This window comes from Pseudomonas sp. MF6747 (genome assembly GCF_963890955.1).
GTDB lineage: Bacteria > Pseudomonadota > Gammaproteobacteria > Pseudomonadales > Pseudomonadaceae > Aquipseudomonas.
Window position 1 is genome coordinate 292861 of sequence record NZ_CAWPSZ010000051.1, and the last position, 25348, is coordinate 318208.

A 25348-nucleotide genomic window follows, 5' to 3' on the forward strand; every position below is an offset into this window, starting at 1 on the left:
CCAAGACGATTTCAGGAAAGAGCGTCTTTAAATCAATCAGTTGCTTAAAAAGCGATGGCAGTTGGCCTGTCTTATTCTGCACGACAGGCGGTTGAACAGGCGGCGTTCTGCACGATTCCCTCAGCCACTGCGGCTGGCGGCAGCTAAGATACGGGGCCCTTCACTCTGCAACGAGACATCACCCATGGCCAAGCAAGCGCTCATCCTGATCGACATTCAGAACGACTACTTCCCTGGGGGCAAGTGGCCGCTCGACGGCGTGGACGCGGCGGCCAACAAGGCCGCGCAGGTGCTGCAGGCCTTTCGCCAGGCGGGCGACGCGGTGATTCACGTTCGCCATGAGTTCACCTCCGAGGACGCACCCTTCTTTACACCGGGTTCCGAGGGCGCGCACTTGCATGCCAAGACCGTGAACGAGGCGAATGAACCGGTGGTGCTCAAGCACGTCGTGAATGCATTTCGCGGGACGGATCTGCGGGCGTTGCTGGAGCAACGGGCCATCACCGAAGTGGTTGTGGTGGGCAACATGAGCCACATGTGCATCGACGCCGTGGTGCGGGCTGCGGCGGACCTGGGCTACAAGGTCACGCTGTTGCATGACGCGTGTGCGACACGGGACCTGGAATTTAACGGGCAAGTGATTCCGGCAGCCCAAGTGCATGGGACCTATATGGCTTCACTGGCTTTTGCCTACGCGGACGTGGTGTCGACGGCGGAGTACTTGAAGGCACAAGCGGCAGCGGCATGACCGCCACTTGTGTAACGAGCGTTAACGGGTCGCGATGATGAAAAGGCGAGGGAACGGCAGCAACACAGTGCCATCGCCCAGTGCTGGATACGCCTGGGTAATCCGCGTCTGATATTCATGCAGGAAGGCGACTTTTTCGCGCTCGGTCAACGGTGCGAGGAAGGGCCGTAATGCCGACCCCTTGAACCATTCCACCACGGCGCCGTGATCCGCCAGCGGGTGCAGGTAGGTGGTGCGCCACACATCGACAGTGCTGCAGTGCTTGCTCAACAGCTCGTAGTAATAGCTCGCCGTGTGCCGTTCATTGTGTTTGACCGAACCGATCTTCGCCGCCCATGGGCCCTGGGCAGCGACTTCGCGCGCCAGCCGGTGGGCTGGTTCGTCGAGGTTATCCGGTGTCTGCACCGCCAGCGTACCGCCAGGCGTCAGTTGGCTGACCAGGTGCGGATACAGCGTGGCGTGGTCCGGCAACCATTGCAGCGAAGCGTTGGCCAGAATCACATCACATGGCTGTGCCGGTTCCCAGGTGCCGATGTCGGCCAATTCGAAATTCAGCGCCGGCAGGCGTTTGCGTGCGTCGATCAGCATGTCGCCGGAACTGTCCATGCCGGTGACATGCGCCTGCGGGAAACGTTCGGCCAGCACTTCGGTGGAATTACCGGGGCCACAACCGAGGTCCACCGCCGTGTTTACCGGGCGATCTGGAATGGCCGCGACCAGGTCACGAACCGGACGGGTGCGCTGCTGTTCAAACATCGTGTACTGCTTGGCTGACCAGGTCATCACGGCTTTCCTTCTTTTTCGAGAGTGGCCACAGCCTAAATCTTGTGAGCCATGAGAACAAATGCCAGGATTGGCGACCTCCCATACCTTGAAAGTATCCCTATGCTGGAACTTCGCCAACTCAGAGCCTTCGTGGCGATTGCCGAGGAAGGCTATATCACTCGCGCGGCGCAACGCTTGGGCATGCAACAACCGCCGCTGACCCGAATGTTGCAAAGCCTTGAGGCCGAGCTAGGCGTGACATTGATGGAGCGCCTGCCGCGCGGCGTGCGCCCCACGACTGCCGGCTTGGCGTTGCTGGATGAAGCACGAGAAGTCTTGGCGCGGGCCGATGGTATCGCCGATATCGTGCGGCGCGCCGCCCGCGGTGAGCGTGGCCGGCTGGCTATCGGTTTTACCAGTTCGGCGGCATTGCACCCGTTCGTGCCCAGCGTTTTGCGCGTGTTTCGCGAAACGTTTGTCGGTGTCTCGGTGGCCCTGGAAGAAGCGGGTACCGGCGAGCTGCTGGACGCGCTGGCCCATGAAAGACTCGACGCAGCGTTTATCCGCTCGCCGCTCAGCGGCAGTCAAACGTTGCAGGACCAGCCCATTCTGGTGGAGCCGATGCTGCTGGCGCTGCCTACCGATCACCCGCTGGCAAACGACGCGGTAACTCCCCTGCCCCTGGCGGCACTGGCCACCGAAGCCTTCGTGCTTTATCGGCGTCGCGTCGGTCTGGGTTTGTATGACGCGATTCTGGTGGCCTGCCGTGAAGCGGGTTTCAGCCCGCAGGTGGTCCAGGAAGCGCCGCGCATGACCGCGACATTGAGCCTGGTGGCGGCGGGCCTTGGCGTCTCCATCGTGCCAGCGTCCATGCAGCGGTTACGGGGGGATGGCATTGTTTATCGCGAACTGACGGACTGCCAAAGCCTGGTGGCGCCATTGCATTTGGCGACGCGGGTCGGTGACGGCTCGGCGGTGTTGCAGCGCTTCAAGCAGATGGTGGTCAGCGCCGCCGCGAAGGATGCCTGAGCGTTGGCGGCAGAACCTTTGCCGCCAGGCAGCTTGGGATCAGTTGTTGAGGGCCGCGGGTTTCACGCGCGGCCACTTACTCATGTACGGTTCGCCGTTGAGGGGAGTTCTTCGCCCAGGCTGCCATTGGGCATGGGCGTCAGCACGGTTGGGGTCAGCCATTTTTGCTTGGGCAGGCGAAGCAAGAAGCGTGTTCGACACAGTGTTCATCCATGGTTGTGTTGATCGATAGGCCTGAGTACGAACCGGGCTCTGGCGCGCACGTCAGTCATCTAACGCGGTATGACAGCCGATCGGTGCTAGTGGCATTTGAGCGTCCCGCGCCCATTTCCGAGAGGCACCGCAGTTTCTGTAGGCAAAGAAAAAGCCCCGAGAGCATGGCTCGCGGGGCTTTGAGCGAAGACGTTACCGATTAGAACGGGATATCGTCATCAAAGCTGTCGAAATCCGGAGCAGGCTGTGGAGCGGCCTGTTGTGGAGGTGGCGCCTGACGCGACTGCTGCGGTGCCGACTGCTGCGGACGCGGAGCCTGCTGGCGTGGGGCCGGAGCGGACTGCTGGTAGTTGTTGCCCCCGCCTTGTTGGTCGCCCTGCTGTGGACGGCCGCCGAGCAGTTGCATGGTGCCTTGCATGTCGACCACAATTTCAGTGGTGTAACGCTTGATGCCGTCTTTTTCCCACTCGCGGGTTTGCAGTTTGCCTTCGATGTAAACCTGCGAACCTTTACGCAGGTACTCGCCGGCGATCTCTGCAACCTTGCCGAACATCGACACGCGGTGCCATTCGGTTTTCTCGACCTTCTGGCCGGTCTGCTTGTCAGTCCACTGTTCGCTGGTCGCCAGACTCAGGTTGGTCACGGCGTTACCGTTAGGCAAGTAGCGAACTTCGGGATCCTGGCCGCATGTACCGACCAATATGACTTTGTTAACCCCACGGGCCATAACGTTCTCCTAAGCTGGGCGCGCTGTCGGCACTGGGTTGACCAGTTGCTCGAGCGTCGCGCGATCCAATAATTCGGTGTCCAATTTGATGTAGATGGCGGCTTCTTCAGCAATAACCACAGCATCCGTAACCCCAGCGACGGCCTTAAGGCGCTCAACCAGACCGGCTTCGCGGATCGCTTCTGGCGATAACGGCAAACGCAGGCTCGTCACATAGGGAGGTTCGCGCATGGTAACAGCAAAGGCTAGCCAGAGGGCAGCCAGACCTGCGCATCCCAGGAACACAACCGACAAACCGCCATGCTGGAACATCCAGCCGCCCATGATGCCGCCAAGCGCAGAGCCGAGGAACTGGCTGGTGGAATAAACCCCCATCGCCGTGCCCTTGCCACCGGCCGGTGAAACTTTACTGATCAGCGAAGGCAGCGAAGCCTCCAGCAGGTTGAACGCGGTGAAGAACACCACCGTACCGATTACCAGCGCCCGCAGGCTGTCGCCGAACTCCCAGAAGAATAGCTCAGTGAGCATCAATGTCGCGACGGCGCCCAGGAGAACTCGTTTCATTTTGCGTTTCTTCTCGCCGTAGATGATGAACGGGATCATGGCGAAGAACGAAATCAGCAAGGCGGTCAGGTAGACCCACCAGTGCTGCTCCTTGGGCAGGCCGGCTTTTTCGACCAGAGCCAGGGGCAGTGCGACGAAGCTGCACATCAGCATCGCGTGCAACACGAAGATACCTAAATCCAGACGGAGCAGGTCCGGGTGCTTGAGCGTCGGCAACAATGCCTTGCGTGCGACGCCGGACTCACGGTGCTGCAAGGTGCCGGTGGAGCGCGGCACCATGAAGGCCACGATCACGATCCCGAACAACGCCATGCCGCCCGTGGCCAGAAACAGCCCGTGCAAACCAAAGGCGCGCGTCAGCAATGGACCCACCACCATGGCCACCGCGAACGACAGGCCGATGGTCATGCCGATCATGGCCATGGCCTTGGTGCGATGTTGTTCGCGGGTCAAGTCCGAGAGCAGCGCCATGACGGCTGCGGAAATTGCGCCGGCGCCCTGCAGCACGCGCCCGGCGATCACGCCCCAGATCGAATCCGACTGCGCGGCAAGCACGCTGCCGAGCGCGAACACGATGAGACCCAGGTAAATCACCGGGCGACGGCCGATGCGGTCGGAAATAATCCCGAACGGAATCTGGAAAAGCGCCTGGGTCAGGCCATAGGCGCCAATCGCCAGGCCGATCAGGGCGGGAGTCGCGCCTGCGAGATCCATTCCATAGGTCGCCAGCACCGGCAACACCATAAACATGCCAAGCATACGGAAGGCGAACACCAGGGCCAGACCGCTTGCTGCTCGGGTCTCGCCGCTACTCATGCGTTCGCTGTGGGGATCGTGCATGGAAAAACCTCGTGTGAACCGGCGGCGATTCTACCAGTCCCATCGATTGAGAGGGTATATGCGGCGCTTTGCCGCGCAGCTTTCATGTAAGGCTGCAACCGGCACTTTGACAGTGTATATTCATCCAGTCTTTAGCCGTATACTCCTGCATTATTTACGCCCGCCGTGCGAGGCCATCTTGGACAAGATCCTGATTCGTGGGGCTAGAACCCACAACCTGAAGAACATCGACCTGACCCTGCCCCGGGACAAACTGATCGTCATCACCGGCCTGTCCGGCTCCGGCAAATCGTCCCTGGCGTTCGACACGCTGTATGCCGAAGGTCAGCGTCGCTACGTGGAATCGCTGTCGGCCTATGCCCGGCAATTCCTGTCGATGATGGAAAAGCCTGACGTCGACACTATTGAAGGCCTGTCGCCGGCAATTTCCATCGAGCAGAAGTCGACCTCCCATAACCCGCGCTCTACCGTGGGCACCATCACCGAAATCTACGACTACCTGCGTCTGCTGTATGCGCGTGTGGGTATTCCGCGCTGCCCGGACCACGATATTCCCCTGGAAGCCCAGACCGTCAGCCAGATGGTCGACCTGGTGCTGGCCCAGCCGGAAGGCGCCAAGCTGATGCTGCTGGCGCCGGTGATTCGCGAGCGCAAAGGCGAACACCTTTCGGTCTTCGAAGAGCTGCGTGCGCAAGGTTTTGTGCGCGCGCGCATCAACGGCAAGCTGTATGAGCTGGATGAAGCGCCGAAGCTCGACAAGCAGAAGAAGCATTCCATTGATGTGGTGGTCGACCGCTTCAAAGTGCGCGCCGACTTGCAGCAGCGCCTGGCCGAATCGTTCGAGACCGCGCTGAAGCTGGCGGATGGTATTGCGCTAGTCGCGCCGATGGACGACGAACCGGGTGAAGAGGTTATCTTCTCCGCGCGCTTTGCCTGCCCGATCTGCGGCCATGCCATCAGCGAGCTGGAACCCAAGCTGTTTTCCTTCAACAACCCGGCCGGCGCGTGCCCGACCTGCGATGGCCTGGGCGTTAAACAGTTCTTCGACATCAAGCGCCTGGTCAACGGTGAGCTGACTTTGGCGGAGGGCGCGATTCGCGGCTGGGACAGGCGCAACGTCTACTACTTCCAGATGCTGGGGTCATTGGCCTCGCACTATAAATTCAGCCTGGAAGTGCCGTTCAACCAGCTGCCGGCCGAGCAGCAGAAGGTCATCCTGCACGGCAGCGGCTCGCAGAATGTCGACTTCAAGTACCTGAACGACCGTGGCGATATCGTCAAACGCTCGCACCCATTCGAAGGCATCGTGCCGAACCTGGAGCGTCGTTACCGCGAGACTGAGTCGGCAAGCGTGCGTGAAGAGCTGGCCAAATTCCTCAGCACTCAGCCTTGCCCGGATTGCCGCGGCACGCGTCTGCGTCGCGAGGCGCGGCATGTGTGGGTGGGCGAGAAGACACTGCCGGCCGTGACCAACCTGCCGATTGGCGATGCCTGTGAATATTTTGGTGTACTCAAGCTGACCGGCCGCCGTGGGGAAATTGCGGACAAGATCCTCAAGGAAATCCGTGAGCGCCTGCAGTTCCTGGTTAACGTTGGCCTGGACTACCTGTCGCTGGATCGCAGTGCAGATACGTTGTCTGGCGGTGAAGCTCAGCGGATTCGCTTGGCCAGCCAGATTGGTGCTGGCCTCGTGGGCGTGTTGTACATCCTCGATGAACCGTCGATTGGCTTGCACCAACGGGACAATGACCGCCTGCTGGGAACCCTGAAGCACCTGCGGGATATCGGCAACACCGTGATCGTAGTCGAGCACGACGAAGATGCGATTCGCCTGGCGGACTACGTGGTCGACATCGGCCCGGGTGCGGGTGTGCACGGTGGCCATATTGTTGCCGAGGGCACGCCTGCCGAGGTGATGGCCCACCCGGACTCTTTGACCGGCAAGTACCTGTCTGGCCGCGTGAAGATTGAAGTACCGGCCAAACGTACGCCACGCAACAAGAAAATGGCGCTGCACCTGAAGGGCGCACGCGGTAACAACTTGCGCAACGTCGACCTGGAAATTCCGCTGGGTCTTTTGACCTGCGTGACCGGTGTATCCGGCTCGGGCAAGTCGACACTGATCAACAACACGCTGTTCCCGCTGAGTGCCACCGCCTTGAACGGCGCGACCACGCTGGAAGCAGCCGCGCACGACAGCATCAAGGGCCTGGAGCATCTGGACAAAGTCGTCGACATCGACCAAAGCCCGATCGGCCGTACACCACGCTCCAACCCGGCGACCTATACCGGCTTGTTCACCCCAATCCGCGAGCTGTTTGCTGGCGTACCGGAATCCCGCTCGCGGGGTTATGGGCCGGGCCGGTTCTCGTTCAACGTCAAGGGCGGGCGCTGCGAAGCGTGCCAGGGCGATGGCCTGATCAAGGTAGAGATGCACTTTCTGCCGGACATCTACGTGCCGTGTGACGTGTGCAAGAGCAAGCGTTATAACCGCGAAACCCTGGAGATCAAGTACAAGGGCAAAAGCATCCACGAAACCCTGGAGATGACCATCGAGGAAGCTCGGGTGTTCTTCGACGCGGTTCCAGCGTTGGCGCGCAAGCTACAAACGTTGATGGATGTGGGCCTGTCGTACATCAAGCTGGGGCAATCGGCGACTACCTTGTCCGGCGGCGAGGCGCAGCGGGTGAAGCTGTCTCGTGAGCTGTCCAAGCGCGATACTGGCAAGACTCTGTATATCCTCGATGAGCCGACCACGGGTCTGCACTTCGCCGATATCCAGCAATTGCTGGACGTACTGCACCGCTTGCGTGACCACGGCAACACAGTGGTGGTTATCGAGCACAACCTGGATGTGATCAAGACTGCCGACTGGCTGGTGGACCTGGGGCCGGAAGGCGGCTCCAAGGGCGGCCAGATCATTGCGGTGGGCACACCGGAGCAGGTTTCCGAGATGCCGCAGTCACATACCGGTTATTACTTGAAGCCGTTGCTGGCACGCGATAAAGCCTGATTTTTCGGGCGCATTAAAAAGCCCCTGTCACTTTGCGGTGACAGGGGCTTTTTTGTAGCCGGGAATCAGAACTGCGATTGCAGGTAATTCTCCAGGCCAACCAGCTTGATCAGGCCCAACTGCTTTTCCAGCCAGTAGGTGTGATCTTCTTCGGTGTCGTTAAGCTGCACACGGAGAATTTCGCGGGTCACGTAGTCATTGTGCTGCTCACAGAGCTCGATGCCCTTGCAGAGTGCGGCTCGCACCTTGTACTCAAGGCGAAGATCGGCTGCGAGCATGTCAGGCACCGTGGTACCCACATCCAGGTCGTCGGGGCGCATACGTGGCGTGCCTTCGAGCATCAGGATGCGGCGCATCAGCGCGTCAGCGTGCTGTGCTTCTTCTTCCATTTCGTGGTTGATACGCTCGTAGAGCTCGGTAAAGCCCCAGTCTTCGTACATGCGCGAATGGATGAAATATTGGTCACGAGCTGCCAGTTCGCCCGTCAGCAACGTGTTGAGGTAATCGATTACGTCGGGGTGACCTTGCATCGCCCTACATCTCCCTGCTTGAAAGTCTGTAGTTTGAACCATGATGACCCGAAGGTCACGGGACCAACGGCAGAAAAGTGAAGATTTCCGGAGAAAAGTAGCTGAAATAACGCAAAAACCGCCCAAATGAGGGCGGTTCTGCTTATCGTTTAGACTTAACTAAGCGTTACACCCAATGCCTTTGCGATTGCGTCTCCATAAGCCGGGTCAGCTTTGAAGAAGTGCTGCAGCTGGCGCTGCACCACATCGCTGGTGACGCCGGCCATTGCACCGGCAATGTTGCTGACCAGCAGGGCTTTCTGACTATCGTCCATCAAACGAAACAGTGCGCCGGCATGGCTGTAGTAGTCAGTGTCCTCACGGTGATCGTAGCGATCAGCGGCACCGCTCAAGGCCAAGGCGGGTTCTGCATACTGTGGCGCTTGTTTGGGCGCATCAGCGTAGCTGTTTGGCTCATAGTTAGGCGCTGCGCCACCATTGCTGCCGAAGGCCATCGAACCATCACGTTGGTAGCTGTTTACCGGGTTGCGTGGGGCGTTCACCGGCAATTGCTGGTGATTGGTACCCACGCGGTAGCGGTGAGCATCGGCGTACGCGAATACACGGCCTTGCAGCATGCGGTCTGGCGACAGGCCGACACCCGGCACCATGTTGCTTGGGCCAAACGCGGCCTGCTCAACTTCAGCAAAGTAGTTCTGCGGGTTACGGTTGAGCTCCAACTCGCCGACTTCGATAAGGGGAAACTCTTTCTGCGACCAGGTTTTAGTCACATCGAAGGGGTTCTCGTAGTGAGCGTTAGCTTGGGCTTCAGTCATGATCTGAATGCAGACACGCCATTTCGGGAAGTCTCCGCGCTCAATCGCACCGAACAAATCACGCTGTGCGTAATCAGGATCTGTACCGGCCAGGCGCGCGGCTTCAGCTGGCGCCAGGTTCTTGATCCCTTGCTTGGTCTTGTAGTGCCACTTAACCCAGTGACGCTCACCACGAGCATTGATCAGGCTATAAGTGTGACTGCCGAAGCCGTGCATGTGACGGTAGCCGTCAGGAATGCCGCGATCCGAGAAGAGGATGGTGACTTGGTGCAACGCTTCTGGAGAGTGCGACCAGAAATCCCACATCATCTGCGCACTTTTCAAATTGCTTTGCGGCAAGCGTTTTTGGGTGTGGATAAAGTCTGGGAATTTCAGCGGGTCACGGATGAAGAATACGGGCGTGTTGTTGCCCACGATGTCCCAGTTACCTTCCTCGGTGTAGAACTTCAGGGCGAAACCACGGGGGTCGCGCTCAGTGTCGGCCGAACCGCGCTCGCCGCCGACAGTGGAGAACCGCAGGAAGGTCGGTGTTTGTTTTCCGACGGACTCGAACAGCTTTGCACTGGTGTACTGAGTGATGTCTTGAGTAACGGTGAAGGTACCGTAAGCACCCGAGCCTTTGGCGTGCACGCGGCGCTCAGGAATGTTTTCACGGTTGAAGTGTGCAAGCTTCTCGATCAGGTGGAAATCGTCGAGCAGCAAAGGACCGCGCGGGCCGGCGGTACGGGAATTCTGGTTATCGGCAACGGGCGCACCGCTGGCGGTCGTAAGGACTTTACTCATGCTCAATCTTCCTCAGGTCAGACTCGGAACTGCCGGCTAATCGGCTTGGAGGAAGTATTGACTATCAAGATGACTCCATCAAATGCATTAAATCATGGTCTTTGATAGAGAATAACTAATGAGCCAGCCGCGCAAACGGCGATGGCTTAATAGCAGCACGGGCAGCGACGTAGGAAATACGGCTGTTTTTTAGACGCACACAAAAAACCGGGCACTAGGCCCGGTTCTTCGTTGCAGACTGTCGTCTTACTCGGCGGATACAGCTTCGCCGGCAGTAGCACGATCAACCAACTCGACGTACGCCATAGGCGCGTTGTCGCCAGCGCGGAAACCGCACTTGAGGATGCGCAGGTAGCCACCCTCACGGGTAGCGTAACGCTTGCCCAGGTCGTTGAAGAGCTTACCAACGATAGCTTTCGAACGAGTACGGTCGAAAGCCAGACGGCGGTTAGCCAGGCTGTCTGTCTTGGCCAAAGTGATCAGCGGCTCAGCAACGCGACGCAGTTCTTTAGCTTTCGGCAGTGTAGTTTTGATCAGCTCGTGCTCGAACAGCGACACCGCCATGTTTTGGAACATGGCCTTGCGGTGCGAGCTGGTACGGCTCAGGTGACGACCACTTTTACGATGACGCATGGTTCATTCCTTACCAAACTCACGTTCGGTGATTACGACGATCAGGCAGTCGCCTTGTCGTCCTTCTTAAGACTTGCAGGCGGCCAGTTGTCGAGGCGCATGCCGAGGGACAGACCGCGGGAGGCCAGAACGTCCTTGATTTCAGTCAAGGATTTCTTGCCCAGGTTCGGAGTCTTCAACAGTTCTACTTCGGTACGCTGAATCAGGTCACCGATGTAGTAAATGTTTTCCGCCTTAAGGCAGTTAGCCGAACGTACAGTCAGTTCCAGATCGTCAACCGGGCGAAGCAGGATCGGATCGATCTCGTCTTCCTGCTCGATTACCACTGGTTCGCTGTCACCTTTGAGGTCGACGAACGCAGCCAACTGCTGTTGCAGAATGGTTGCAGCGCGGCGGATAGCCTCTTCAGGATCCAGAGTACCGTTGGTTTCCAGATCAATAACCAGCTTGTCCAGGTTAGTACGCTGTTCGACACGGGCGTTTTCCACCACGTATGCGATACGGCGAACCGGGCTGAACGAAGAGTCAAGCTGCAAGCGACCAATGCTGCGGCTTTCGTCTTCATCGCTCTGACGCGAGTCGGCCGGTTCATAACCACGACCACGAGCTACGGTGAGCTTCATGTTCAGGGCGCCGTTAGACGCCAGGTTAGCGATTACGTGATCGGGGTTAACGATCTCGACATCATGATCCAGCTGAATATCGGCAGCGGTAACCACCCCCGAACCCTTCTTCGACAAGGTCAGCGTAACTTCGTCACGGCCGTGCAGCTTGATAGCCAGACCTTTAAGGTTCAACAGGATTTCAATTACGTCTTCCTGTACACCTTCGATGGCGCTGTACTCGTGGAGCACACCGTCAATCTCGGCCTCGACTACTGCACAGCCGGGCATTGAGGACAACAGGATGCGGCGCAGCGCGTTGCCCAGGGTGTGGCCAAAACCACGCTCGAGAGGCTCGAGAGTGATCTTGGCGCGGGTTGGACTGACAACCTGCACATCAATGTGGCGGGGTGTCAGGAACTCATTTACCGAAATCTGCATGGATGCACCTATTTTCTAGCCCTTACTTGGAGTAGAGCTCGACAATCAGGCTTTCGTTGATGTCGGCGGACAGATCACTGCGAGCAGGAACGTTCTTGAAAACGCCCGACTTCTTCTCAGTGTCTACTTCTACCCATTCTACGCGGCCACGTTGGGCACACAGATCGAGAGCTTGGACAATGCGAAGTTGGTTTTTTGCTTTCTCGCGAATCGCGACCACGTCACCAGCACGAACCTGGTAAGACGGGACGTTAACGGTTTGGCCGTTTACGCTGACGGATTTGTGCGATACCAGCTGACGGGATTCGGCACGAGTCGAACCAAAGCCCATACGGTATACAACGTTGTCCAGACGGCATTCGAGCAGTTGCAGCAGGTTTTCACCGGTTGCACCTTTCTTGCCAGCAGCTTCTTTGTAGTAGCCGCTGAACTGACGCTCGAGAACGCCATAAATACGACGGACCTTCTGCTTTTCACGCAGTTGGGTGCCGTAATCGGACTGGCGACCGCGGCGTTGGCCGTGGATACCAGGTGCTGCTTCAATGTTGCACTTCGATTCGATCGCGCGCACGCCGCTCTTCAGGAAGAGATCGGTGCCTTCGCGACGAGCGAGTTTGCATTTTGGACCAATGTAACGAGCCATTCTTTACAATCTCCTGGATTACACGCGGCGCTTCTTCGGCGGACGGCACCCGTTGTGCGGGATTGGCGTCACGTCGGTGATGCTGGCGATCTTATAGCCACAGCCGTTCAAAGCACGGACAGCAGACTCACGACCTGGACCTGGACCTTTGACGTTGACGTCGAGGTTTTTCAGGCCGTATTCCAGCGCAGCTTGACCAGCACGTTCAGCAGCTACTTGAGCAGCAAACGGGGTGGACTTGCGGGAACCGCGGAAACCCGAACCACCAGAGGTAGCCCAAGACAGCGCGTTACCTTGACGGTCGGTGATGGTCACGATGGTGTTGTTAAAAGATGCATGGATGTGGGCGATGCCATCAACCACTGTCTTTTTAACTTTTTTACGAGGACGAGCAGCAGGTTTTGCCATGATAATTTTCCTGTCGATTCGCTGGGGCGATTACTTGCGGATCGGCTTACGCGGACCTTTACGGGTACGCGCGTTAGTCTTGGTACGCTGACCGCGTACTGGAAGACCACGACGATGACGCAGACCGCGATAGCAACCGAGGTCCATCAAACGCTTGATTTTCATGTTGATTTCGCGACGCAGGTCACCTTCAGTGGTGAACTTCGCCACTTCGCCACGCAGCAATTCAATCTGCTCGTCGCTCAGATCCTTGATCTTAGCGGCTGGGTTTACCCCAGCAACTGCGCAAATTTTCTGCGCAGTAGTGCGACCAACACCATAGATGTAGGTCAGCGAGATAACAGTGTGCTTGTTATCTGGAATGTTAACGCCTGCAATACGGGCCATTCAGTGGGACTCCAATTGACAGCTACCTACGCCCCGGAAGCCAAGAAATAGGGCGCGAGATAATATCGCTGTAATAACAAATAATCAACCCGGCAGCGCACTAGCTGCCGGGCTTCAAGCGGATCACACTCAGCCTTGGCGCTGTTTGTGACGCGGTTCCGCGCTGCAAATTACTCGAACAACACCTTCGCGGCGAATAATCTTGCAGTTACGGCACAGCTTTTTCACCGATGCACGAACTTTCATCACCAACTCCTCGAACCTTATGGGTACTCAGCGCAACATGCCGCTGCCGTAACCCTTCAGGTTGGCTTTCTTCATCAGGGATTCGTACTGGTGCGAAACGAGGTGCGATTGTACTTGGGACATGAAGTCCATCACAACCACGACCACGATCAGCAACGAGGTCCCGCCAAGGTAGAACGGAACGTTTGCTGCAACCACCAGGAACTGGGGCAACAAGCACACGGCCGTCATATATAGAGCACCGAACAGGGTCAAACGAGTCAGAACGCCATCAATGTAGCGCGCAGACTGCTCACCTGGACGAATACCCGGAATAAAGGCACCGGACTTCTTCAGGTTTTCCGCTACGTCTTTCGGATTGAACATCAACGCCGTATAGAAGAAGCAGAAGAAAATAATCCCTGCACTAAACAGCAGAATATTCAACGGCTGACCAGGAGCGATCGACTGAGAGAGGTCCTGCAGCCAGCCCATGTTTTCAGACTGACCAAACCAGGTACCCAACGAAGCCGGAAACAGCAAAATGCTGCTCGCGAAAATTGCCGGAATAACACCGGCCATATTCACTTTCAGCGGCAAGTGGCTGGTCTGCGCAGCGAAGACCTTACGGCCCTGCTGACGCTTGGCGTAGTGAACAGCAATACGACGCTGACCACGCTCAATGAACACCACAAAACCGATAATCGCTACTGCCAGCAGACCGATAGCAACCAGAGCGAAGATATTGATATCACCCTGACGTGCAGACTCGAAAGACTGCCCAATTGCTCTCGGAAGACCGGCGACGATACCTGCGAAAATCAACATCGAGATACCGTTACCAACACCACGCTCAGTAATCTGCTCACCCAGCCACATCATGAACATCGCACCAGCCACAAAAGTGGATACCGCGACGAAATAGAAGCCAAAGTCACCAGTGAACGCAACGCCCTGCCCTGCCAGGCCAACGGACATGCCGATAGCTTGAACCAGGGCAAGGACGACAGTGCCGTAGCGGGTGTACTGGCTAATCTTGCGACGGCCAGCTTCACCTTCCTTCTTCAACTGCTCCAACTGCGGGCTGACGGCGGTCATCAGTTGCATGATGATCGATGCCGAAATGTACGGCATGATCCCCAGTGCAAAAATGCTCATCCGTTCCAGCGCGCCGCCGGAAAACATGTTGAACAAGCTAAGAATGGTCCCCTCATTCTGTCGAAACAGGTCTGCGAGTCGGTCCGGGTTGATACCTGGAACCGGGATGTGTGCGCCTATTCGGTAGACGATAATCGCCAGGAACAGAAAACGCAGACGAGCCCAGAGTTCAGACATACCGCCTTTGCCGAGCGCTGAGAGAGCACCTTGCTTAGCCATTTATTCCTCGAACTTGCCGCCAGCTGCTTCGATAGCCGAACGCGCACCTTTGGTGGCGCCGATTCCCTTGCCGATAGTGACAGCGCGAGTCACTTCACCGGACAGCATGATTTTCACACGCTGTACGTTGACGTTGATCACGTTGGCATCTTTCAGGGTCTGCACAGTAACGATGTCGCCTTCCACTTTAGCCAGCTCGGACAGACGCACTTCTGCGCGGTCCATGGCCTTCAGGGAAACGAAACCGAACTTAGGCAGGCGACGATGCAGCGGCTGTTGGCCGCCTTCAAAGCCTGGAGCGATGGTGCCACCGGAGCGGGAGGTTTGACCTTTGTGGCCACGGCCACCAGTCTTACCCAAACCGCTACCGATACCACGGCCCGGACGATGCTTTTCGCGACGGGAACCCGGCGCTGGACTCAGATCATTGAGTTTCATCGATTAACCCTCTACACGCAGCATGTAGTAAGCCTTGTTGATCATCCCGCGATTCTCGGGAGTATCCTGGACTTCTACAGTGTGACCGATGCGACGCAGACCCAAACCCTTAACGCACAGTTTGTGGTTAGGAATGCGGCCGGTCATGCTTTTGATCAGCGTTACTTTAACGGTAGCCATGATCAGAAGATCTCCTTGACAGTCAGACCACGCTTGGCAGCGATGGACTCAGGAGATTGCATAGCTTTCAAACCTTTGAAAGTGGCGTGAACCACGTTTACCGGGTTGGTCGAGCCGTAGCACTTGGCCAGAACGTTCTGAACGCCAGCAACTTCGAGGACAGCACGCATAGCGCCGCCAGCGATGATACCGGTACCTTCAGAAGCAGGCTGCATGTACACCTTCGAAGCGCCGTGAGCGGACTTCATTGCGTACTGCAGAGTGGTGCCGTTCAGATCAACTTGGATCATGTTGCGACGAGCAGCTTCCATTGCCTTCTGGATCGCAGCAGGCACTTCACGTGACTTGCCACGGCCGAAGCCAACGCGCCCTTTACCATCACCAACCACGGTCAACGCGGTGAAAGTGAAGATACGGCCGCCTTTAACGGTTTTGGCTACGCGGTTAACTTGAACCAGCTTCTCAATGTAGCCTTCGTCGCGCTTTTGGTCGTTATTTGACATAACTTAGAACTCCAGCCCAGCTTCACGAGCAGCATCAGCCAGCGCTTTCACGCGACCGTGGTACTTGAAGCCAGAGCGGTCGAAAGCCACTTGCGAGACGCCAGCGGCCTTAGCACGCGTAGCGACCAGCTGGCCAACCTTTGTGGCCGCGTCGATGTTGCCAGTGGCACCATCACGCAGTTCTTTATCCAAAGTCGAGGCGCTTGCCAGGACTTTGTTGCCGTCGGCCGAGATGACCTGGGCGTAGATGTGCTGCGACGAGCGGAACACGCAGAGACGCACGACTTCGAGTTCGTGCATTTTCAGGCGTGCTTTGCGAGCGCGACGCAGTCGAGTAACTTTTTTGTCGGTCATTTGCTATGCCCTACTTCTTCTTGGCTTCTTTACGACGGACGACTTCGTCCGCGTAGCGCACACCTTTGCCTTTGTACGGCTCTGGTGGACGGAAGTCGCGGATCTCAGCGGCCACCTGACCTACCAGCTGCTTATCAATACCCTTGATCAGGATATCGGTCTGGCTAGGGGTCTCAGCGGTGATGCCTTCCGGCAGTTCGTAATCCACTGGGTGCGAGAAGCCAAGGGCCAGGTTCAAAACCGTGCCTTTTGCTTGCGCTTTGTAACCAACACCGACCAGCTGGAGCTTGCGCTCGAAGCCTTGGCTTACGCCTTGGACCATGTTGTTTACCAACGCACGCGTGGTACCGGCCATTGCGCGAGTTTGTTGATCGCCATTGCGAGCAGCGAAACGCAGCTCACCAGCTTCTTCAACGATCTCAACGGACGAATGGATGTTCAGTTCAAGAGTGCCCTTGGCACCCTTCACCGAAAGCTGTTGGCCTGCGAATTTTACTTCGACACCGGCTGGCAGCTTAACGGGGTTCTTAGCGACGCGAGACATGCTTATCCCCCCTTAGAACACAGTGCAAAGAACTTCGCCGCCGACACCGGCAGCGCGCGCAGCACGATCCGTCATCACACCTTTGTTGGTGGAGACGATAGACACGCCCAGACCGCCACGAACTTTCGGCAGATCTTCAGCGGACTTGTACTGACGCAGGCCTGGACGGCTAACGCGCTTCACTTCCTCGATGACCGAACGGCCTTCGAAGTACTTCAGCTCGATGGACAGCAGTGGTTTTGTTTCGCTGCTGATCTGATAACCCGCAATGTAGCCTTCGTCTTTCAGGACTTTGGCAACAGCTACCTTCAACTTGGAAGATGGCATGCTTACGACGGACTTTTCAGCCATCTGGGCATTACGGATACGAGTTAGCATGTCCGCTAACGGGTCCTGCATACTCATGGGCTAGACGCTCCTAATACAAAAAAATTAGCCTTGCGGCTACATATGTCGCCGAGAATCTCCGAGCATAGAAAACACGGGCTCAGGCGAGCCGGATATTCTAGACACACTCCGGAAATGAAACAAGCCCCAAAAGGGGCTTGTTCCAGATTCAAGGTCACCGGTGGTCAGTATCTTGCGATGCAGGCCACCTGGACGTCGAAAGTACTTACCAGCTGGCTTTAACCAGACCTGGTACGTCACCACGCATTGCCGCTTCACGCAGTTTGTTACGGCCGAGGCCGAACTTGCGGTAAACGCCGTGTGGACGACCGGTCAGGCGGCAGCGGTTACGCATGCGCGAAGCGCTTGCGTCACGTGGCTGCTTCTGCAGAGCAACTGTAGCTTCCCAACGTGCTTCTGGACTTGCGTTCAGATCAACGATGATTGCTTTCAGTGCTGCACGCTTCTTGGCGTACTTGGCAACCGTGAGCTGACGCTTCAGCTCGCGGTTTTTCATGCTCATCTTGGCCATGGTCCTACTCCAATCAGTTGCGGAACGGGAATTTGAAAGCACGCAACAGGGCGCGACCTTCATCATCGTTCTTGGCAGTGGTGGTCAGGGTGATGTCCAGACCGCGGAGAGCATCGATCTTGTCGTAGTCGATTTCCGGGAAGATGATCTGCTCTTTCACGCCCATGCTGTAGTTACCACGACCATCGAAGGACTTGGCATTCAGGCCGCGGAAGTCGCGGACCCGAGGCAGGGAGATCGACAGCAGACGATCCAGGAATTCGTACATACGCTCACGGCGCAGAGTCACTTTGACGCCGATCGGCCAACCTTCACGGACTTTAAAGCCAGCGATGGATTTCCGAGCGTAAGTCACAACGACTTTTTGACCGGTGATCTTTTCCAGGTCAGCAACAGCGTGCTCGATGACTTTTTTGTCGCCGATCGCTTCGCCCAGACCCATGTTCAGGGTGATTTTGGTAACGCGCGGAACTTCCATCACGTTCCCGAGCTTAAGTTCTTCCTTAAGCTTGGGGGCGATTTCCTTCCGGTAAATCTCTTGTAGTCGTGCCATGGTCTTATCTACCTAGCAGTGTTCAAGCATCAACCGCTTTTTGGGTCGACTTGAAGACACGAATTTTCTTACCGTCTTCTACTTTGAAACCAACACGATCAGCCTTGTTGGTTTCGCCATTGAAGATGGCGACGTTAGAAGCGTGCAGTGGCGCTTCTTTCTCGACGATACCGCCCTGTACGCCCGACATCGGGTTAGGCTTGGTATGACGCTTGACCAGGTTCAGACCACCAACGACCAGACGGTCATCAGCAAGAACCTTCAGCACCTTACCGCGCTTACCTTTGTCTTTGCCGGCGATCACGATGATCTCGTCGTCACGACGAATCTTTTGCATGTCGGATCTCCTTACAGCACTTCTGGGGCGAGCGAGACGATCTTCATGAACTTCTCAGTACGAAGTTCACGGGTCACTGGCCCAAAGATACGGGTGCCGATCGGCTCTTGCTTGTTGTTCAGAAGAACAGCAGCGTTGCCATCAAAGCGGATAATGGAGCCATCTGCACGGCGTACGCCGTGACGAGTGCGGACTACAACAGCAGTCATCACTTGGCCTTTTTTCACTTTACCGCGAGGAATTGCTTCCTTGACGGTAACCTTGATGATGTCACCGATACCAGCGTAACGACGATGGGAGCCACCCAGCACCTTGATGCACATAACACGGCGAGCGCCGCTGTTATCGGCCACATCGAGCATGGATTGAGTCTGAATCATATAATTTCTCCGACCCCTAGTCCTTAGACTTCCACAGCGCGTTCGAGAACATCAACCAGTGCCCAAGACTTGGTCTTGGCCAGCGGACGAGTTTCACGAATAGTGACTTTGTCGCCGATGTGGCACTGATTGGTTTCGTCGTGCGCGTGCAGCTTAGTCGAACGCTTAACATATTTACCGTAGATCGGGTGCTTAACGCGACGCTCGATCAAAACGGTGATGGTTTTGTCCATCTTGTCGCTGACAACACGGCCAGTCAGCGTACGGACAGTCTTTTCGGCTTCAGCCATGATCACTTACCTGCCTGCTGGTTGAGCACAGTCTTCACGCGAGCGATGTCACGCTTAACTTGCGAGAGCAGATGAGACTGCCCCAACTGGCCAGTTGCTTTCTGCATACGCAGATTGAACTGGTCGCGCAGCAAGCCGAGCAGTTGCTCGTTCAGCTGCTGTGCGGATTTTTCACGAAGTTCATTCGCTTTCATCACATCACCGTCCGTTTAACAAAGGCGGTGGCGAGCGGCAGCTTTGCAGCAGCCAGGGCAAAAGCCTCACGCGCCAGCTCTTCAGTTACACCCTCGATTTCATACAGGACTTTGCCTGGCTGAATCTGGGCTACCCAGTATTCCACGTTACCCTTACCTTTACCCATCCGAACCTCGAGAGGCTTTTTGGAGATCGGCTTGTCCGGGAATACACGGATCCAGATCTTGCCGCCACGTTTTACGTGACGGGTCAGAGCACGACGCGCTGACTCGATCTGACGAGCGGTGAGACGACCACGAGCTACAGACTTCAGCGCGAACTCGCCGAAGCTGACTTTGCTACCGCGCTGTGCCAGACCACGGTTGTGGCCTGTCATCTGCTTGCGGAACTTCGTACGCTTAGGTTGCAACATTTGGCGTACCCCTTACTTAGCAGCTTTTTTACGAGGCGCTGGTGCTTGTGGTTTCAGTTCTTCTTGGCGACCACCAATTACTTCGCCTTTGAAGATCCAAACCTTTACACCGATCACACCGTAAGTGGTGTGAGCTTCGTAGTTGGCATAGTCGATGTCGGCACGCAGGGTGTGCAGTGGCACACGACCTTCGCGATACCATTCAGTACGTGCGATTTCAGCACCGCCGAGACGACCGCTCACTTGGATTTTGATGCCTTTGGCACCAATGCGCATGGCGTTCTGCACGGCGCGCTTCATAGCGCGACGGAACATTACGCGACGCTCCAGCTGCTGAGCTACGCTCTGCGCAACCAGCATACCGTCGAGCTCCGGCTTGCGGATCTCTTCGATATTGATGTGCACAGGCACACCCATTTGCTTGGTCAGGTCCTGACGCAGTTTCTCAACATCTTCACCTTTCTTCCCGATAACGATACCTGGACGAGCGGTGTGGATGGTGATACGTGCAGTTTGTGCCGGACGATGGATATCGATACGGCTTACGGACGCGCTTTTTAGTTTGTCTTGGAGATACTCACGCACCTTCAGATCAGCGAACAAATAGTCCGCATAAGTCCGACCGTCTGCGTACCAGACGGAGGTGTGCTCCTTGACGATTCCCAGGCGAATGCCAATGGGATGTACTTTCTGACCCATCTCTTCGACTCCGTTACTTGTCAGCAACCTTGACAGTGATATGGCAAGACCGCTTGACGATGCGATCAGCACGGCCTTTGGCACGTGGCATGATGCGCTTCAGCGAACGCCCTTCGTTGACGAAAACGGTGCTGACCTTCAGGTCATCAACGTCTGCGCCTTCGTTATGCTCGGCGTTGGCTACGGCCGACTCCAGCACTTTCTTCATGATCTCGGCGGCTTTCTTACTGCTGAAAGCCAACAGGTTGAGCGCTTCGCCCACCTTCTTCCCGCGGATCTGGTCGGCGACCAAGCGGGCTTTCTGGGCGGAGATTCGAGCGCCCGACAACTTAGCGGCTACTTCCATTTCCTTACCCCTTAACGCTTGGCTTTCTTGTCTGCCACGTGCCCACGATAAGTGCGGGTACCGGCAAACTCGCCTAGTTTGTGGCCGACCATGTCTTCGTTAACGAGAACTGGGACGTGTTGACGACCGTTGTGTACTGCGATGGTCAGACCGACCATTTGTGGCAGGATCATCGAACGACGCGACCAGGTTTTAACTGGTTTGCGATCGTTCTTTTCCGCCGCCACTTCGATCTTCTTCAGTAGGTGAAGATCAATAAAAGGACCTTTTTTCAGAGAACGTGGCACTGTCGTATCCCTCTATTTACTTGCGACGACGGACGATCATTTTGTCGGTACGCTTATTACCACGAGTCTTCGCGCCCTTAGTCGGGAAGCCCCATGGCGATACCGGATGACGACCACCAGAGGTACGACCTTCACCACCACCGTGTGGGTGGTCAACCGGGTTCATGGCAACACCACGAACGGTTGGGCGAACGCCACGCCAGCGTTTGGCACCAGCTTTACCCAGCGAACGCAGGCTGTGCTCGGAGTTCGAGACTTCACCCAGGGTCGCGCGGCATTCAGCCAGCACTTTACGCATCTCACCAGAACGCAGACGCAGGGTCACGTAGACACCTTCACGAGCGATCAGCTGAGCCGAAGCACCAGCGGAACGAGCGATTTGCGCGCCTTTACCTGGCTTCAATTCGATGCCGTGTACGGTGCTACCAACTGGAATGTTGCGCAGTTGCAGAGCGTTGCCCGGCTTGATCGGTGCCAGAGCACCTGCGATCAGCTGGTCGCCAGCGCTCACGCCTTTAGGGGCGATGATGTAGCGACGCTCGCCATCTGCGTACAGCAGCAGAGCGATGTGAGCAGTACGGTTTGGATCGTATTCGATACGCTCGACAGTGGCAGCGATGCCATCTTTGTCGTTGCGACGGAAGTCGACCAGACGATAATGCTGCTTATGGCCACCACCGATGTGACGAGTGGTAATACGACCATTGTTGTTACGACCACCAGTCTTCGATTTCTTCTCGAGCAGCGGTGCGTGAGGAGCGCCTTTATGCAGCTCCTGGTTGACCACCTTGACCACAAAACGGCGGCCAGGGGAAGTCGGTTTGCATTTAACGATTGCCATGATGCACCCCTTCCTTACTCAGCACTGCTGCTGAAATCGAGATCTTGGCCTGGCTGAAGGGAGATAACTGCCTTCTTCCAGTCATTACGCTTGCCCAGACCGCGAGCAGTGCGCTTGCTCTTACCCAGAACATTCAGGGTAGTAACACGCTCAACTTTCACGCTGAACAGGCTTTCGACGGCCTTCTTGATTTCCAGCTTGGTTGCGTCAGTTGCAACCTTGAAAACGAACTGGCCTTTCTTGTCAGCCAGAACCGTAGCCTTTTCGGAAACGTGCGGGCCAAGCAGAACTTTAAATACGCGTTCCTGGTTCATCCCAGCAGCTCCTCGAATTTCTTCACGGCCGACACGGTGATCAACACCTTGTCGTATGCGATCAGACTAACTGGATCGGAACCTTGCACGTCACGTACATCAACGTGAGGCAGGTTACGAGCAGCCAGGTACAGGTTCTGATCAACAGCTTCGGACACGATCAAAACGTCGGTCAGGCTCATGTTGTTCAGTTTGCCCAGCAGATCTTTGGTTTTTGGACTTTCAACAGCGAAGTCCTGAACCACGACCAGACGATCAGTACGCACGAGTTCAGCAAGGATGGAGCGCAGTGCTGCGCGATACATCTTCTTGTTGAGCTTCTGAGTGTGATCCTGAGGACGAGCTGCGAAAGTGGTACCGCCGCCACGCCAGATTGGGCTACGGATAGTACCGGCACGAGCACGGCCAGTACCTTTCTGACGCCAAGGGCGCTTACCGCCACCACGTACGTCGGAACGGGTCTTTTGCTGCTTGCTACCTTGACGGCCGCCGGCCATGTAGGCCACGACTGCTTGGTGAACCAGCGTCTCGTTGAATTCGCCGCCAAATGTCAGTTCGGAAACTTCGATCGCTTGAGCGTCATTTACATTTAATTGCATGTCAGCTTCCCCTTAACCGCGAGCCTTGGCCGCTGGACGTACAACCAGGTTGCCGCCAGTAGCGCCAGGAACAGCACCCTTGACCAACAACAGATTGCGTTCAGCGTCGACGCGCACTACTTCGAGGGACTGCACGGTCACGCGCTCAGCGCCCATATGACCGGACATTTTTTTGCCCTTGAATACACGACCAGGAGTCTGGCACTGGCCAATAGAGCCCGGGACGCGGTGGGAAACGGAGTTACCGTGAGTGTTGTCTTGACCACGGAAATTCCAACGCTTGATCGTACCCTGGAAGCCTTTACCTTTGGACTGACCGGTTACATCAACCAGTTGACCAGCGGCGAAGATTTCAGCATTGATCAGATCGCCAGCCTGGTAGTCGCCGTCTTCGAGACGGAACTCCATAACAGTGCGACCAGCTGCAACGTTTGCTTTAGCGAAGTGACCTGCTTGAGCAGCAGTCACGCGCGAAGCACGACGCTCGCCGACAGTGACTTGCACTGCACGATAGCCATCGGTTTCTTCAGTTTTGAACTGGGTGACGCGATTCGGTTCGATCTCAATGACCGTGACCGGAATGGAGACACCTTCTTCGGTGAAAATACGGGTCATACCGCATTTACGACCGACTACACCAATAGTCATGTTGTAAACCTCATGAGTGTACGGGGCTTTCACCCGCTATGGCCGCCCATTTCAGAGCGTTACACGACTAAGACCCAAGTCTTAGCCGAGGCTGATCTGTACTTCCACACCGGCCGCCAGATCGAGCTTCATAAGTGCATCAACGGTTTTATCCGTTGGCTGGACGATGTCCAGTACGCGCTTATGAGTACGGATCTCGTACTGGTCACGCGCGTCTTTGTTGACGTGCGGGGAGACCAGAACGGTGAACCGCTCTTTACGGGTAGGCAGTGGAATTGGACCACGCACTTGAGCACCAGTACGTTTCGCGGTTTCCACGATTTCCTGGGTGGATTGGTCGATCAGGCGATGGTCAAAAGCCTTCAACCTGATACGGATTTGCTGATTTTGCATTGGATTTCAGACTCCGGCTGCTATTCCCAGCGAGCGCAATACGCCCGTTAAAAGGAGGCGCAATTCTATAGACGGCCCAGATAGGTGTCAACCCAATAAAAAAGGCCCCCGCTGAGCGGGGGCCTCTTCAAAACATCAAGGCTATCTCGGAAGAGATAATTACTCGATGATTTTAGCTACAACGCCAGCACCAACGGTACGGCCGCCTTCACGGATAGCGAAGCGCAGACCGTCTTCCATTGCGATGGTTTTGATCAGGGTAACAACCATTTTGATGTTGTCGCCTGGCATAACCATTTCAACGCCTTCCGGCAGTTCGCAGTTACCAGTCACGTCAGTAGTACGGAAGTAGAACTGTGGACGGTAGCCTTTGAAGAACGGAGTGTGACGACCGCCTTCTTCTTTGCTCAGCACGTACACTTCAGCTTCGAACTTGGTGTGCGGCTTAACCGAACCTGGCTTAACCAGAACCTGGCCACGCTCAACGTCGTCACGCTTGGTACCACGCAGCAGAACGCCGCAGTTCTCGCCAGCACGACCTTCGTCGAGCAGCTTACGGAACATTTCAACACCGGTGCAGGTGGTGACGGTAGTGTCACGCAGACCAACGATTTCCAGTGGATCTTGAACCTTAACGATACCGCGCTCGATACGACCAGTTACAACAGTACCGCGACCGGAGATCGAGAATACGTCTTCGATTGGCATCAGGAACGGCTTGTCGATAACACGAACTGGATCTGGGATGTAGCTGTCCAGAGTTTCAACCAGTTTACGAACGGACGTGGTGCCCATTTCGTTATCGTCTTTGCCTTCCAGAGCCATACGAGCAGAACCGATGATGATCGGAGTGTCGTCGCCTGGGAAGTCGTAAGTGCTCAGCAGATCGCGCACTTCCATCTCAACCAGTTCCAGCAGCTCAGCGTCGTCTACCAGGTCAGCCTTGTTCAGGTAAACCACGATGTACGGAACGCCTACCTGACGGGACAGCAGGATGTGCTCACGGGTTTGTGGCATCGGACCATCAGCGGCCGAGCAAACCAGAATTGCGCCGTCCATCTGGGCAGCACCGGTGATCATGTTCTTCACATAGTCAGCGTGACCTGGGCAGTCAACGTGAGCGTAGTGACGGATCAGCGAGTTGTATTCAACGTGCGCGGTGTTGATGGTGATACCACGAGCTTTCTCTTCTGGTGCGCTGTCGATTTTATCGAAATCAACGATTGCGGAACCGAATACTTCGGAGCAAACGCGAGTCAGAGCAGCAGTCAGAGTGGTTTTACCGTGGTCAACGTGACCGATGGTGCCAACGTTGACGTGCGGTAGGGAACGATCAAATTTTTCTTTAGCCACGACAATTAACTCCTTGCCTA

37 protein-coding genes are annotated in these 25348 nt (G+C 56.4%); 3 read left to right on the plus strand and 34 right to left on the minus strand.

The window, feature by feature from the left end; genetic code table 11:
* The first annotated feature begins 184 nt into the window (after positions 1-184).
* Positions 185-748 (plus strand): cysteine hydrolase family protein, encoded by a 564-nt coding sequence (locus AACW30_RS28405; protein ID WP_200623967.1) that lies wholly within the window; start codon positions 185-187, stop codon positions 746-748.
* Between the two features lie 21 nt (positions 749-769).
* Here the strand turns inward: AACW30_RS28405 and tam are convergent, their stop codons facing one another.
* On the minus strand, positions 770-1531 hold the full coding sequence (gene tam, locus AACW30_RS28410) for a trans-aconitate 2-methyltransferase (protein WP_200623968.1): 762 nt from the start codon (positions 1529-1531) through the stop codon (positions 770-772).
* A 102-nt stretch (positions 1532-1633) separates the two neighbouring features.
* On the opposite strand from tam, the gene AACW30_RS28415 reads away from it, so the two are divergent.
* Positions 1634-2542: a LysR family transcriptional regulator gene (locus AACW30_RS28415; RefSeq protein WP_200623969.1), complete on the plus strand. Its 909-nt coding sequence runs from the start codon at positions 1634-1636 to the stop codon at positions 2540-2542.
* A 412-nt stretch (positions 2543-2954) separates the two neighbouring features.
* On the opposite strand, the gene AACW30_RS28420 is transcribed toward AACW30_RS28415, so the two are convergent.
* Both AACW30_RS28420 and AACW30_RS28425 read right to left on the minus strand, forming a co-directional pair.
* Positions 2955-3482, minus strand: coding sequence for a single-stranded DNA-binding protein (locus AACW30_RS28420; protein WP_010467282.1), 528 nt, complete (start codon positions 3480-3482; stop codon positions 2955-2957).
* Positions 3483-3491: 9 nt separating this feature from the next.
* Positions 3492-4886 (minus strand): MFS transporter, encoded by a 1395-nt coding sequence (locus tag AACW30_RS28425; RefSeq protein WP_106580217.1) that lies wholly within the window; start codon positions 4884-4886, stop codon positions 3492-3494.
* 178 nt (positions 4887-5064) lie between these two features.
* Here AACW30_RS28425 and uvrA point away from each other — a divergent pair, with 178 nt between their 5' ends.
* Positions 5065-7899 carry an excinuclease ABC subunit UvrA gene (gene uvrA / locus AACW30_RS28430; protein ID WP_119742783.1) on the plus strand — a complete coding sequence of 945 codons (2835 nt, stop codon included), beginning with the start codon at positions 5065-5067 and terminating at the stop codon, positions 7897-7899.
* A gap of 65 nt (positions 7900-7964) precedes the next feature.
* Here uvrA and bfr read toward each other — a convergent pair whose 3' ends face one another.
* From bfr to tuf, 31 genes are all read right to left on the minus strand, one after another.
* Complete coding sequence (gene bfr, locus AACW30_RS28435) at positions 7965-8429, minus strand: bacterioferritin (protein ID WP_015886133.1); 465 nt, start codon at positions 8427-8429, stop codon at positions 7965-7967.
* Positions 8430-8584: 155 nt separating this feature from the next.
* Positions 8585-10033, minus strand: a complete 1449-nt coding sequence (locus tag AACW30_RS28440; protein WP_200623970.1) for a catalase — start codon at positions 10031-10033, stop codon at positions 8585-8587.
* Between the two features lie 240 nt (positions 10034-10273).
* The gene (gene rplQ, locus AACW30_RS28445; RefSeq protein ID WP_003176402.1) at positions 10274-10660 is read right to left on the minus strand and encodes a 50S ribosomal protein L17; all 387 of its coding nucleotides are present in this window, start codon (positions 10658-10660) and stop codon (positions 10274-10276) included.
* A gap of 41 nt (positions 10661-10701) precedes the next feature.
* Positions 10702-11703: a DNA-directed RNA polymerase subunit alpha gene (locus AACW30_RS28450; RefSeq protein ID WP_003176403.1), complete on the minus strand. Its 1002-nt coding sequence runs from the start codon at positions 11701-11703 to the stop codon at positions 10702-10704.
* A 22-nt stretch (positions 11704-11725) separates the two neighbouring features.
* A complete protein-coding gene (rpsD, locus tag AACW30_RS28455) occupies positions 11726-12346 on the minus strand; it encodes a 30S ribosomal protein S4 (protein WP_003210056.1) in 621 nt (206 codons plus the stop codon).
* 18 nt (positions 12347-12364) lie between these two features.
* Positions 12365-12754 (minus strand): 30S ribosomal protein S11, encoded by a 390-nt coding sequence (rpsK, locus tag AACW30_RS28460; protein ID WP_002555466.1) that lies wholly within the window; start codon positions 12752-12754, stop codon positions 12365-12367.
* 30 nt (positions 12755-12784) lie between these two features.
* The gene (rpsM, locus tag AACW30_RS28465) at positions 12785-13141 is read right to left on the minus strand and encodes a 30S ribosomal protein S13 (protein ID WP_024077676.1); all 357 of its coding nucleotides are present in this window, start codon (positions 13139-13141) and stop codon (positions 12785-12787) included.
* 129 nt (positions 13142-13270) lie between these two features.
* Positions 13271-13387 (minus strand): 50S ribosomal protein L36, encoded by a 117-nt coding sequence (rpmJ, locus tag AACW30_RS28470; RefSeq protein WP_002555468.1) that lies wholly within the window; start codon positions 13385-13387, stop codon positions 13271-13273.
* Between the two features lie 27 nt (positions 13388-13414).
* The gene (secY, locus tag AACW30_RS28475) at positions 13415-14743 is read right to left on the minus strand and encodes a preprotein translocase subunit SecY (RefSeq protein ID WP_016969470.1); all 1329 of its coding nucleotides are present in this window, start codon (positions 14741-14743) and stop codon (positions 13415-13417) included.
* Positions 14744-15181, minus strand: a complete 438-nt coding sequence (gene rplO / locus AACW30_RS28480; RefSeq protein WP_003176407.1) for a 50S ribosomal protein L15 — start codon at positions 15179-15181, stop codon at positions 14744-14746.
* Between the two features lie 3 nt (positions 15182-15184).
* Entirely contained in the window at positions 15185-15361 is a 177-nt protein-coding gene (rpmD, locus tag AACW30_RS28485) for a 50S ribosomal protein L30 (RefSeq protein ID WP_003176408.1), read from the minus strand.
* 2 nt (positions 15362-15363) lie between these two features.
* Entirely contained in the window at positions 15364-15864 is a 501-nt protein-coding gene (gene rpsE, locus AACW30_RS28490) for a 30S ribosomal protein S5 (RefSeq protein ID WP_003176409.1), read from the minus strand.
* Positions 15865-15867: 3 nt separating this feature from the next.
* Complete coding sequence (gene rplR / locus AACW30_RS28495; RefSeq protein WP_003186037.1) at positions 15868-16218, minus strand: 50S ribosomal protein L18; 351 nt, start codon at positions 16216-16218, stop codon at positions 15868-15870.
* Positions 16219-16228: 10 nt separating this feature from the next.
* A complete protein-coding gene (gene rplF, locus AACW30_RS28500; protein WP_003176412.1) occupies positions 16229-16762 on the minus strand; it encodes a 50S ribosomal protein L6 in 534 nt (177 codons plus the stop codon).
* Between the two features lie 12 nt (positions 16763-16774).
* Positions 16775-17167: a 30S ribosomal protein S8 gene (gene rpsH, locus AACW30_RS28505; protein ID WP_010566853.1), complete on the minus strand. Its 393-nt coding sequence runs from the start codon at positions 17165-17167 to the stop codon at positions 16775-16777.
* Positions 17168-17375: 208 nt separating this feature from the next.
* On the minus strand, positions 17376-17681 hold the full coding sequence (rpsN, locus tag AACW30_RS28510) for a 30S ribosomal protein S14 (protein WP_003176414.1): 306 nt from the start codon (positions 17679-17681) through the stop codon (positions 17376-17378).
* A 13-nt stretch (positions 17682-17694) separates the two neighbouring features.
* On the minus strand, positions 17695-18234 hold the full coding sequence (rplE, locus tag AACW30_RS28515; protein ID WP_003194642.1) for a 50S ribosomal protein L5: 540 nt from the start codon (positions 18232-18234) through the stop codon (positions 17695-17697).
* Positions 18235-18256: 22 nt separating this feature from the next.
* Positions 18257-18571: a 50S ribosomal protein L24 gene (gene rplX / locus AACW30_RS28520; protein WP_007896770.1), complete on the minus strand. Its 315-nt coding sequence runs from the start codon at positions 18569-18571 to the stop codon at positions 18257-18259.
* Positions 18572-18582: 11 nt separating this feature from the next.
* Positions 18583-18951 (minus strand): 50S ribosomal protein L14, encoded by a 369-nt coding sequence (rplN, locus tag AACW30_RS28525; RefSeq protein WP_002555479.1) that lies wholly within the window; start codon positions 18949-18951, stop codon positions 18583-18585.
* 23 nt (positions 18952-18974) lie between these two features.
* On the minus strand, positions 18975-19241 hold the full coding sequence (rpsQ, locus tag AACW30_RS28530) for a 30S ribosomal protein S17 (protein WP_003176419.1): 267 nt from the start codon (positions 19239-19241) through the stop codon (positions 18975-18977).
* Between the two features lie 2 nt (positions 19242-19243).
* Positions 19244-19435: a 50S ribosomal protein L29 gene (rpmC, locus tag AACW30_RS28535; protein WP_002555481.1), complete on the minus strand. Its 192-nt coding sequence runs from the start codon at positions 19433-19435 to the stop codon at positions 19244-19246.
* Positions 19435-19848 (minus strand): 50S ribosomal protein L16, encoded by a 414-nt coding sequence (gene rplP, locus AACW30_RS28540; protein WP_003232424.1) that lies wholly within the window; start codon positions 19846-19848, stop codon positions 19435-19437. Before rplP ends, rpmC begins: the two co-directional genes overlap by 1 nt.
* Positions 19849-19860: 12 nt before the next feature.
* Positions 19861-20547, minus strand: coding sequence for a 30S ribosomal protein S3 (rpsC, locus tag AACW30_RS28545; protein WP_003176422.1), 687 nt, complete (start codon positions 20545-20547; stop codon positions 19861-19863).
* Between the two features lie 13 nt (positions 20548-20560).
* The gene (gene rplV / locus AACW30_RS28550; protein ID WP_003103908.1) at positions 20561-20893 is read right to left on the minus strand and encodes a 50S ribosomal protein L22; all 333 of its coding nucleotides are present in this window, start codon (positions 20891-20893) and stop codon (positions 20561-20563) included.
* A gap of 11 nt (positions 20894-20904) precedes the next feature.
* The gene (gene rpsS / locus AACW30_RS28555; RefSeq protein WP_002555486.1) at positions 20905-21180 is read right to left on the minus strand and encodes a 30S ribosomal protein S19; all 276 of its coding nucleotides are present in this window, start codon (positions 21178-21180) and stop codon (positions 20905-20907) included.
* Positions 21181-21196: 16 nt separating this feature from the next.
* Positions 21197-22021 carry a 50S ribosomal protein L2 gene (gene rplB, locus AACW30_RS28560; protein WP_003210080.1) on the minus strand — a complete coding sequence of 275 codons (825 nt, stop codon included), beginning with the start codon at positions 22019-22021 and terminating at the stop codon, positions 21197-21199.
* Positions 22022-22035: 14 nt separating this feature from the next.
* Positions 22036-22335: a 50S ribosomal protein L23 gene (rplW, locus tag AACW30_RS28565; protein ID WP_002555488.1), complete on the minus strand. Its 300-nt coding sequence runs from the start codon at positions 22333-22335 to the stop codon at positions 22036-22038.
* Positions 22332-22934 (minus strand): 50S ribosomal protein L4, encoded by a 603-nt coding sequence (rplD, locus tag AACW30_RS28570; protein ID WP_017135963.1) that lies wholly within the window; start codon positions 22932-22934, stop codon positions 22332-22334. Before rplD ends, rplW begins: the two co-directional genes overlap by 4 nt.
* 12 nt (positions 22935-22946) lie before the next feature.
* Positions 22947-23582: a 50S ribosomal protein L3 gene (rplC, locus tag AACW30_RS28575; RefSeq protein ID WP_003194649.1), complete on the minus strand. Its 636-nt coding sequence runs from the start codon at positions 23580-23582 to the stop codon at positions 22947-22949.
* Positions 23583-23663: 81 nt separating this feature from the next.
* Complete coding sequence (gene rpsJ, locus AACW30_RS28580) at positions 23664-23975, minus strand: 30S ribosomal protein S10 (protein WP_003186070.1); 312 nt, start codon at positions 23973-23975, stop codon at positions 23664-23666.
* A gap of 159 nt (positions 23976-24134) precedes the next feature.
* Positions 24135-25328: an elongation factor Tu gene (gene tuf, locus AACW30_RS28585; protein WP_003176426.1), complete on the minus strand. Its 1194-nt coding sequence runs from the start codon at positions 25326-25328 to the stop codon at positions 24135-24137.
* Positions 25329-25348 lie beyond the last annotated feature (20 nt).

What these genes read in the sequence shown, in the direction of transcription:
- rpsQ (WP_003176419.1), bottom strand. Translation starts at nt 19,241, where the DNA reads ATGGCTGAAGCCGAAAAGACTGTCCGTACGCTGACTGGCCGTGTTGTC.
- bfr (WP_015886133.1), bottom strand. Translation starts at nt 8,429, where the DNA reads ATGCAAGGTCACCCCGACGTAATCGATTACCTCAACACGTTGCTGACG.
- rpsC (WP_003176422.1), bottom strand. Translation starts at nt 20,547, where the DNA reads ATGGGTCAGAAAGTACATCCCATTGGCATTCGCCTGGGAATCGTCAAG.
- rpsH (WP_010566853.1), bottom strand. Translation starts at nt 17,167, where the DNA reads ATGAGTATGCAGGACCCGTTAGCGGACATGCTAACTCGTATCCGTAAT.
- secY (WP_016969470.1), bottom strand. Translation starts at nt 14,743, where the DNA reads ATGGCTAAGCAAGGTGCTCTCTCAGCGCTCGGCAAAGGCGGTATGTCT.
- rpsN (WP_003176414.1), bottom strand. Translation starts at nt 17,681, where the DNA reads ATGGCCAAGATGAGCATGAAAAACCGCGAGCTGAAGCGTCAGCTCACG.
- rplW (WP_002555488.1), bottom strand. Translation starts at nt 22,335, where the DNA reads ATGAACCAGGAACGCGTATTTAAAGTTCTGCTTGGCCCGCACGTTTCC.
- rplD (WP_017135963.1), bottom strand. Translation starts at nt 22,934, where the DNA reads ATGCAATTAAATGTAAATGACGCTCAAGCGATCGAAGTTTCCGAACTG.
- rpsJ (WP_003186070.1), bottom strand. Translation starts at nt 23,975, where the DNA reads ATGCAAAATCAGCAAATCCGTATCAGGTTGAAGGCTTTTGACCATCGC.
- AACW30_RS28405 (WP_200623967.1), top strand. Translation starts at nt 185, where the DNA reads ATGGCCAAGCAAGCGCTCATCCTGATCGACATTCAGAACGACTACTTC.
- AACW30_RS28425 (WP_106580217.1), bottom strand. Translation starts at nt 4,886, where the DNA reads ATGCACGATCCCCACAGCGAACGCATGAGTAGCGGCGAGACCCGAGCA.
- rpmC (WP_002555481.1), bottom strand. Translation starts at nt 19,435, where the DNA reads ATGAAAGCGAATGAACTTCGTGAAAAATCCGCACAGCAGCTGAACGAG.
- rplP (WP_003232424.1), bottom strand. Translation starts at nt 19,848, where the DNA reads ATGTTGCAACCTAAGCGTACGAAGTTCCGCAAGCAGATGACAGGCCAC.
- rplO (WP_003176407.1), bottom strand. Translation starts at nt 15,181, where the DNA reads ATGAAACTCAATGATCTGAGTCCAGCGCCGGGTTCCCGTCGCGAAAAG.
- rplF (WP_003176412.1), bottom strand. Translation starts at nt 16,762, where the DNA reads ATGTCTCGCGTCGCTAAGAACCCCGTTAAGCTGCCAGCCGGTGTCGAA.
- rpsM (WP_024077676.1), bottom strand. Translation starts at nt 13,141, where the DNA reads ATGGCCCGTATTGCAGGCGTTAACATTCCAGATAACAAGCACACTGTT.
- rpmJ (WP_002555468.1), bottom strand. Translation starts at nt 13,387, where the DNA reads ATGAAAGTTCGTGCATCGGTGAAAAAGCTGTGCCGTAACTGCAAGATT.
- AACW30_RS28415 (WP_200623969.1), top strand. Translation starts at nt 1,634, where the DNA reads ATGCTGGAACTTCGCCAACTCAGAGCCTTCGTGGCGATTGCCGAGGAA.
- rpmD (WP_003176408.1), bottom strand. Translation starts at nt 15,361, where the DNA reads ATGGCTACCGTTAAAGTAACGCTGATCAAAAGCATGACCGGCCGCATT.
- AACW30_RS28420 (WP_010467282.1), bottom strand. Translation starts at nt 3,482, where the DNA reads ATGGCCCGTGGGGTTAACAAAGTCATATTGGTCGGTACATGCGGCCAG.
- rplV (WP_003103908.1), bottom strand. Translation starts at nt 20,893, where the DNA reads ATGGAAGTAGCCGCTAAGTTGTCGGGCGCTCGAATCTCCGCCCAGAAA.
- rplQ (WP_003176402.1), bottom strand. Translation starts at nt 10,660, where the DNA reads ATGCGTCATCGTAAAAGTGGTCGTCACCTGAGCCGTACCAGCTCGCAC.
- rpsE (WP_003176409.1), bottom strand. Translation starts at nt 15,864, where the DNA reads ATGTCAAATAACGACCAAAAGCGCGACGAAGGCTACATTGAGAAGCTG.
- rplB (WP_003210080.1), bottom strand. Translation starts at nt 22,021, where the DNA reads ATGGCAATCGTTAAATGCAAACCGACTTCCCCTGGCCGCCGTTTTGTG.
- AACW30_RS28450 (WP_003176403.1), bottom strand. Translation starts at nt 11,703, where the DNA reads ATGCAGATTTCGGTAAATGAGTTCCTGACACCCCGCCACATTGATGTG.
- rplE (WP_003194642.1), bottom strand. Translation starts at nt 18,234, where the DNA reads ATGGCACGACTACAAGAGATTTACCGGAAGGAAATCGCCCCCAAGCTT.
- rpsK (WP_002555466.1), bottom strand. Translation starts at nt 12,754, where the DNA reads ATGGCAAAACCTGCTGCTCGTCCTCGTAAAAAAGTTAAAAAGACAGTG.
- rpsD (WP_003210056.1), bottom strand. Translation starts at nt 12,346, where the DNA reads ATGGCTCGTTACATTGGTCCAAAATGCAAACTCGCTCGTCGCGAAGGC.
- rplC (WP_003194649.1), bottom strand. Translation starts at nt 23,582, where the DNA reads ATGACTATTGGTGTAGTCGGTCGTAAATGCGGTATGACCCGTATTTTC.
- rplR (WP_003186037.1), bottom strand. Translation starts at nt 16,218, where the DNA reads ATGACCGACAAAAAAGTTACTCGACTGCGTCGCGCTCGCAAAGCACGC.
- rplX (WP_007896770.1), bottom strand. Translation starts at nt 18,571, where the DNA reads ATGCAAAAGATTCGTCGTGACGACGAGATCATCGTGATCGCCGGCAAA.
- tam (WP_200623968.1), bottom strand. Translation starts at nt 1,531, where the DNA reads ATGACCTGGTCAGCCAAGCAGTACACGATGTTTGAACAGCAGCGCACC.
- rplN (WP_002555479.1), bottom strand. Translation starts at nt 18,951, where the DNA reads ATGATTCAGACTCAATCCATGCTCGATGTGGCCGATAACAGCGGCGCT.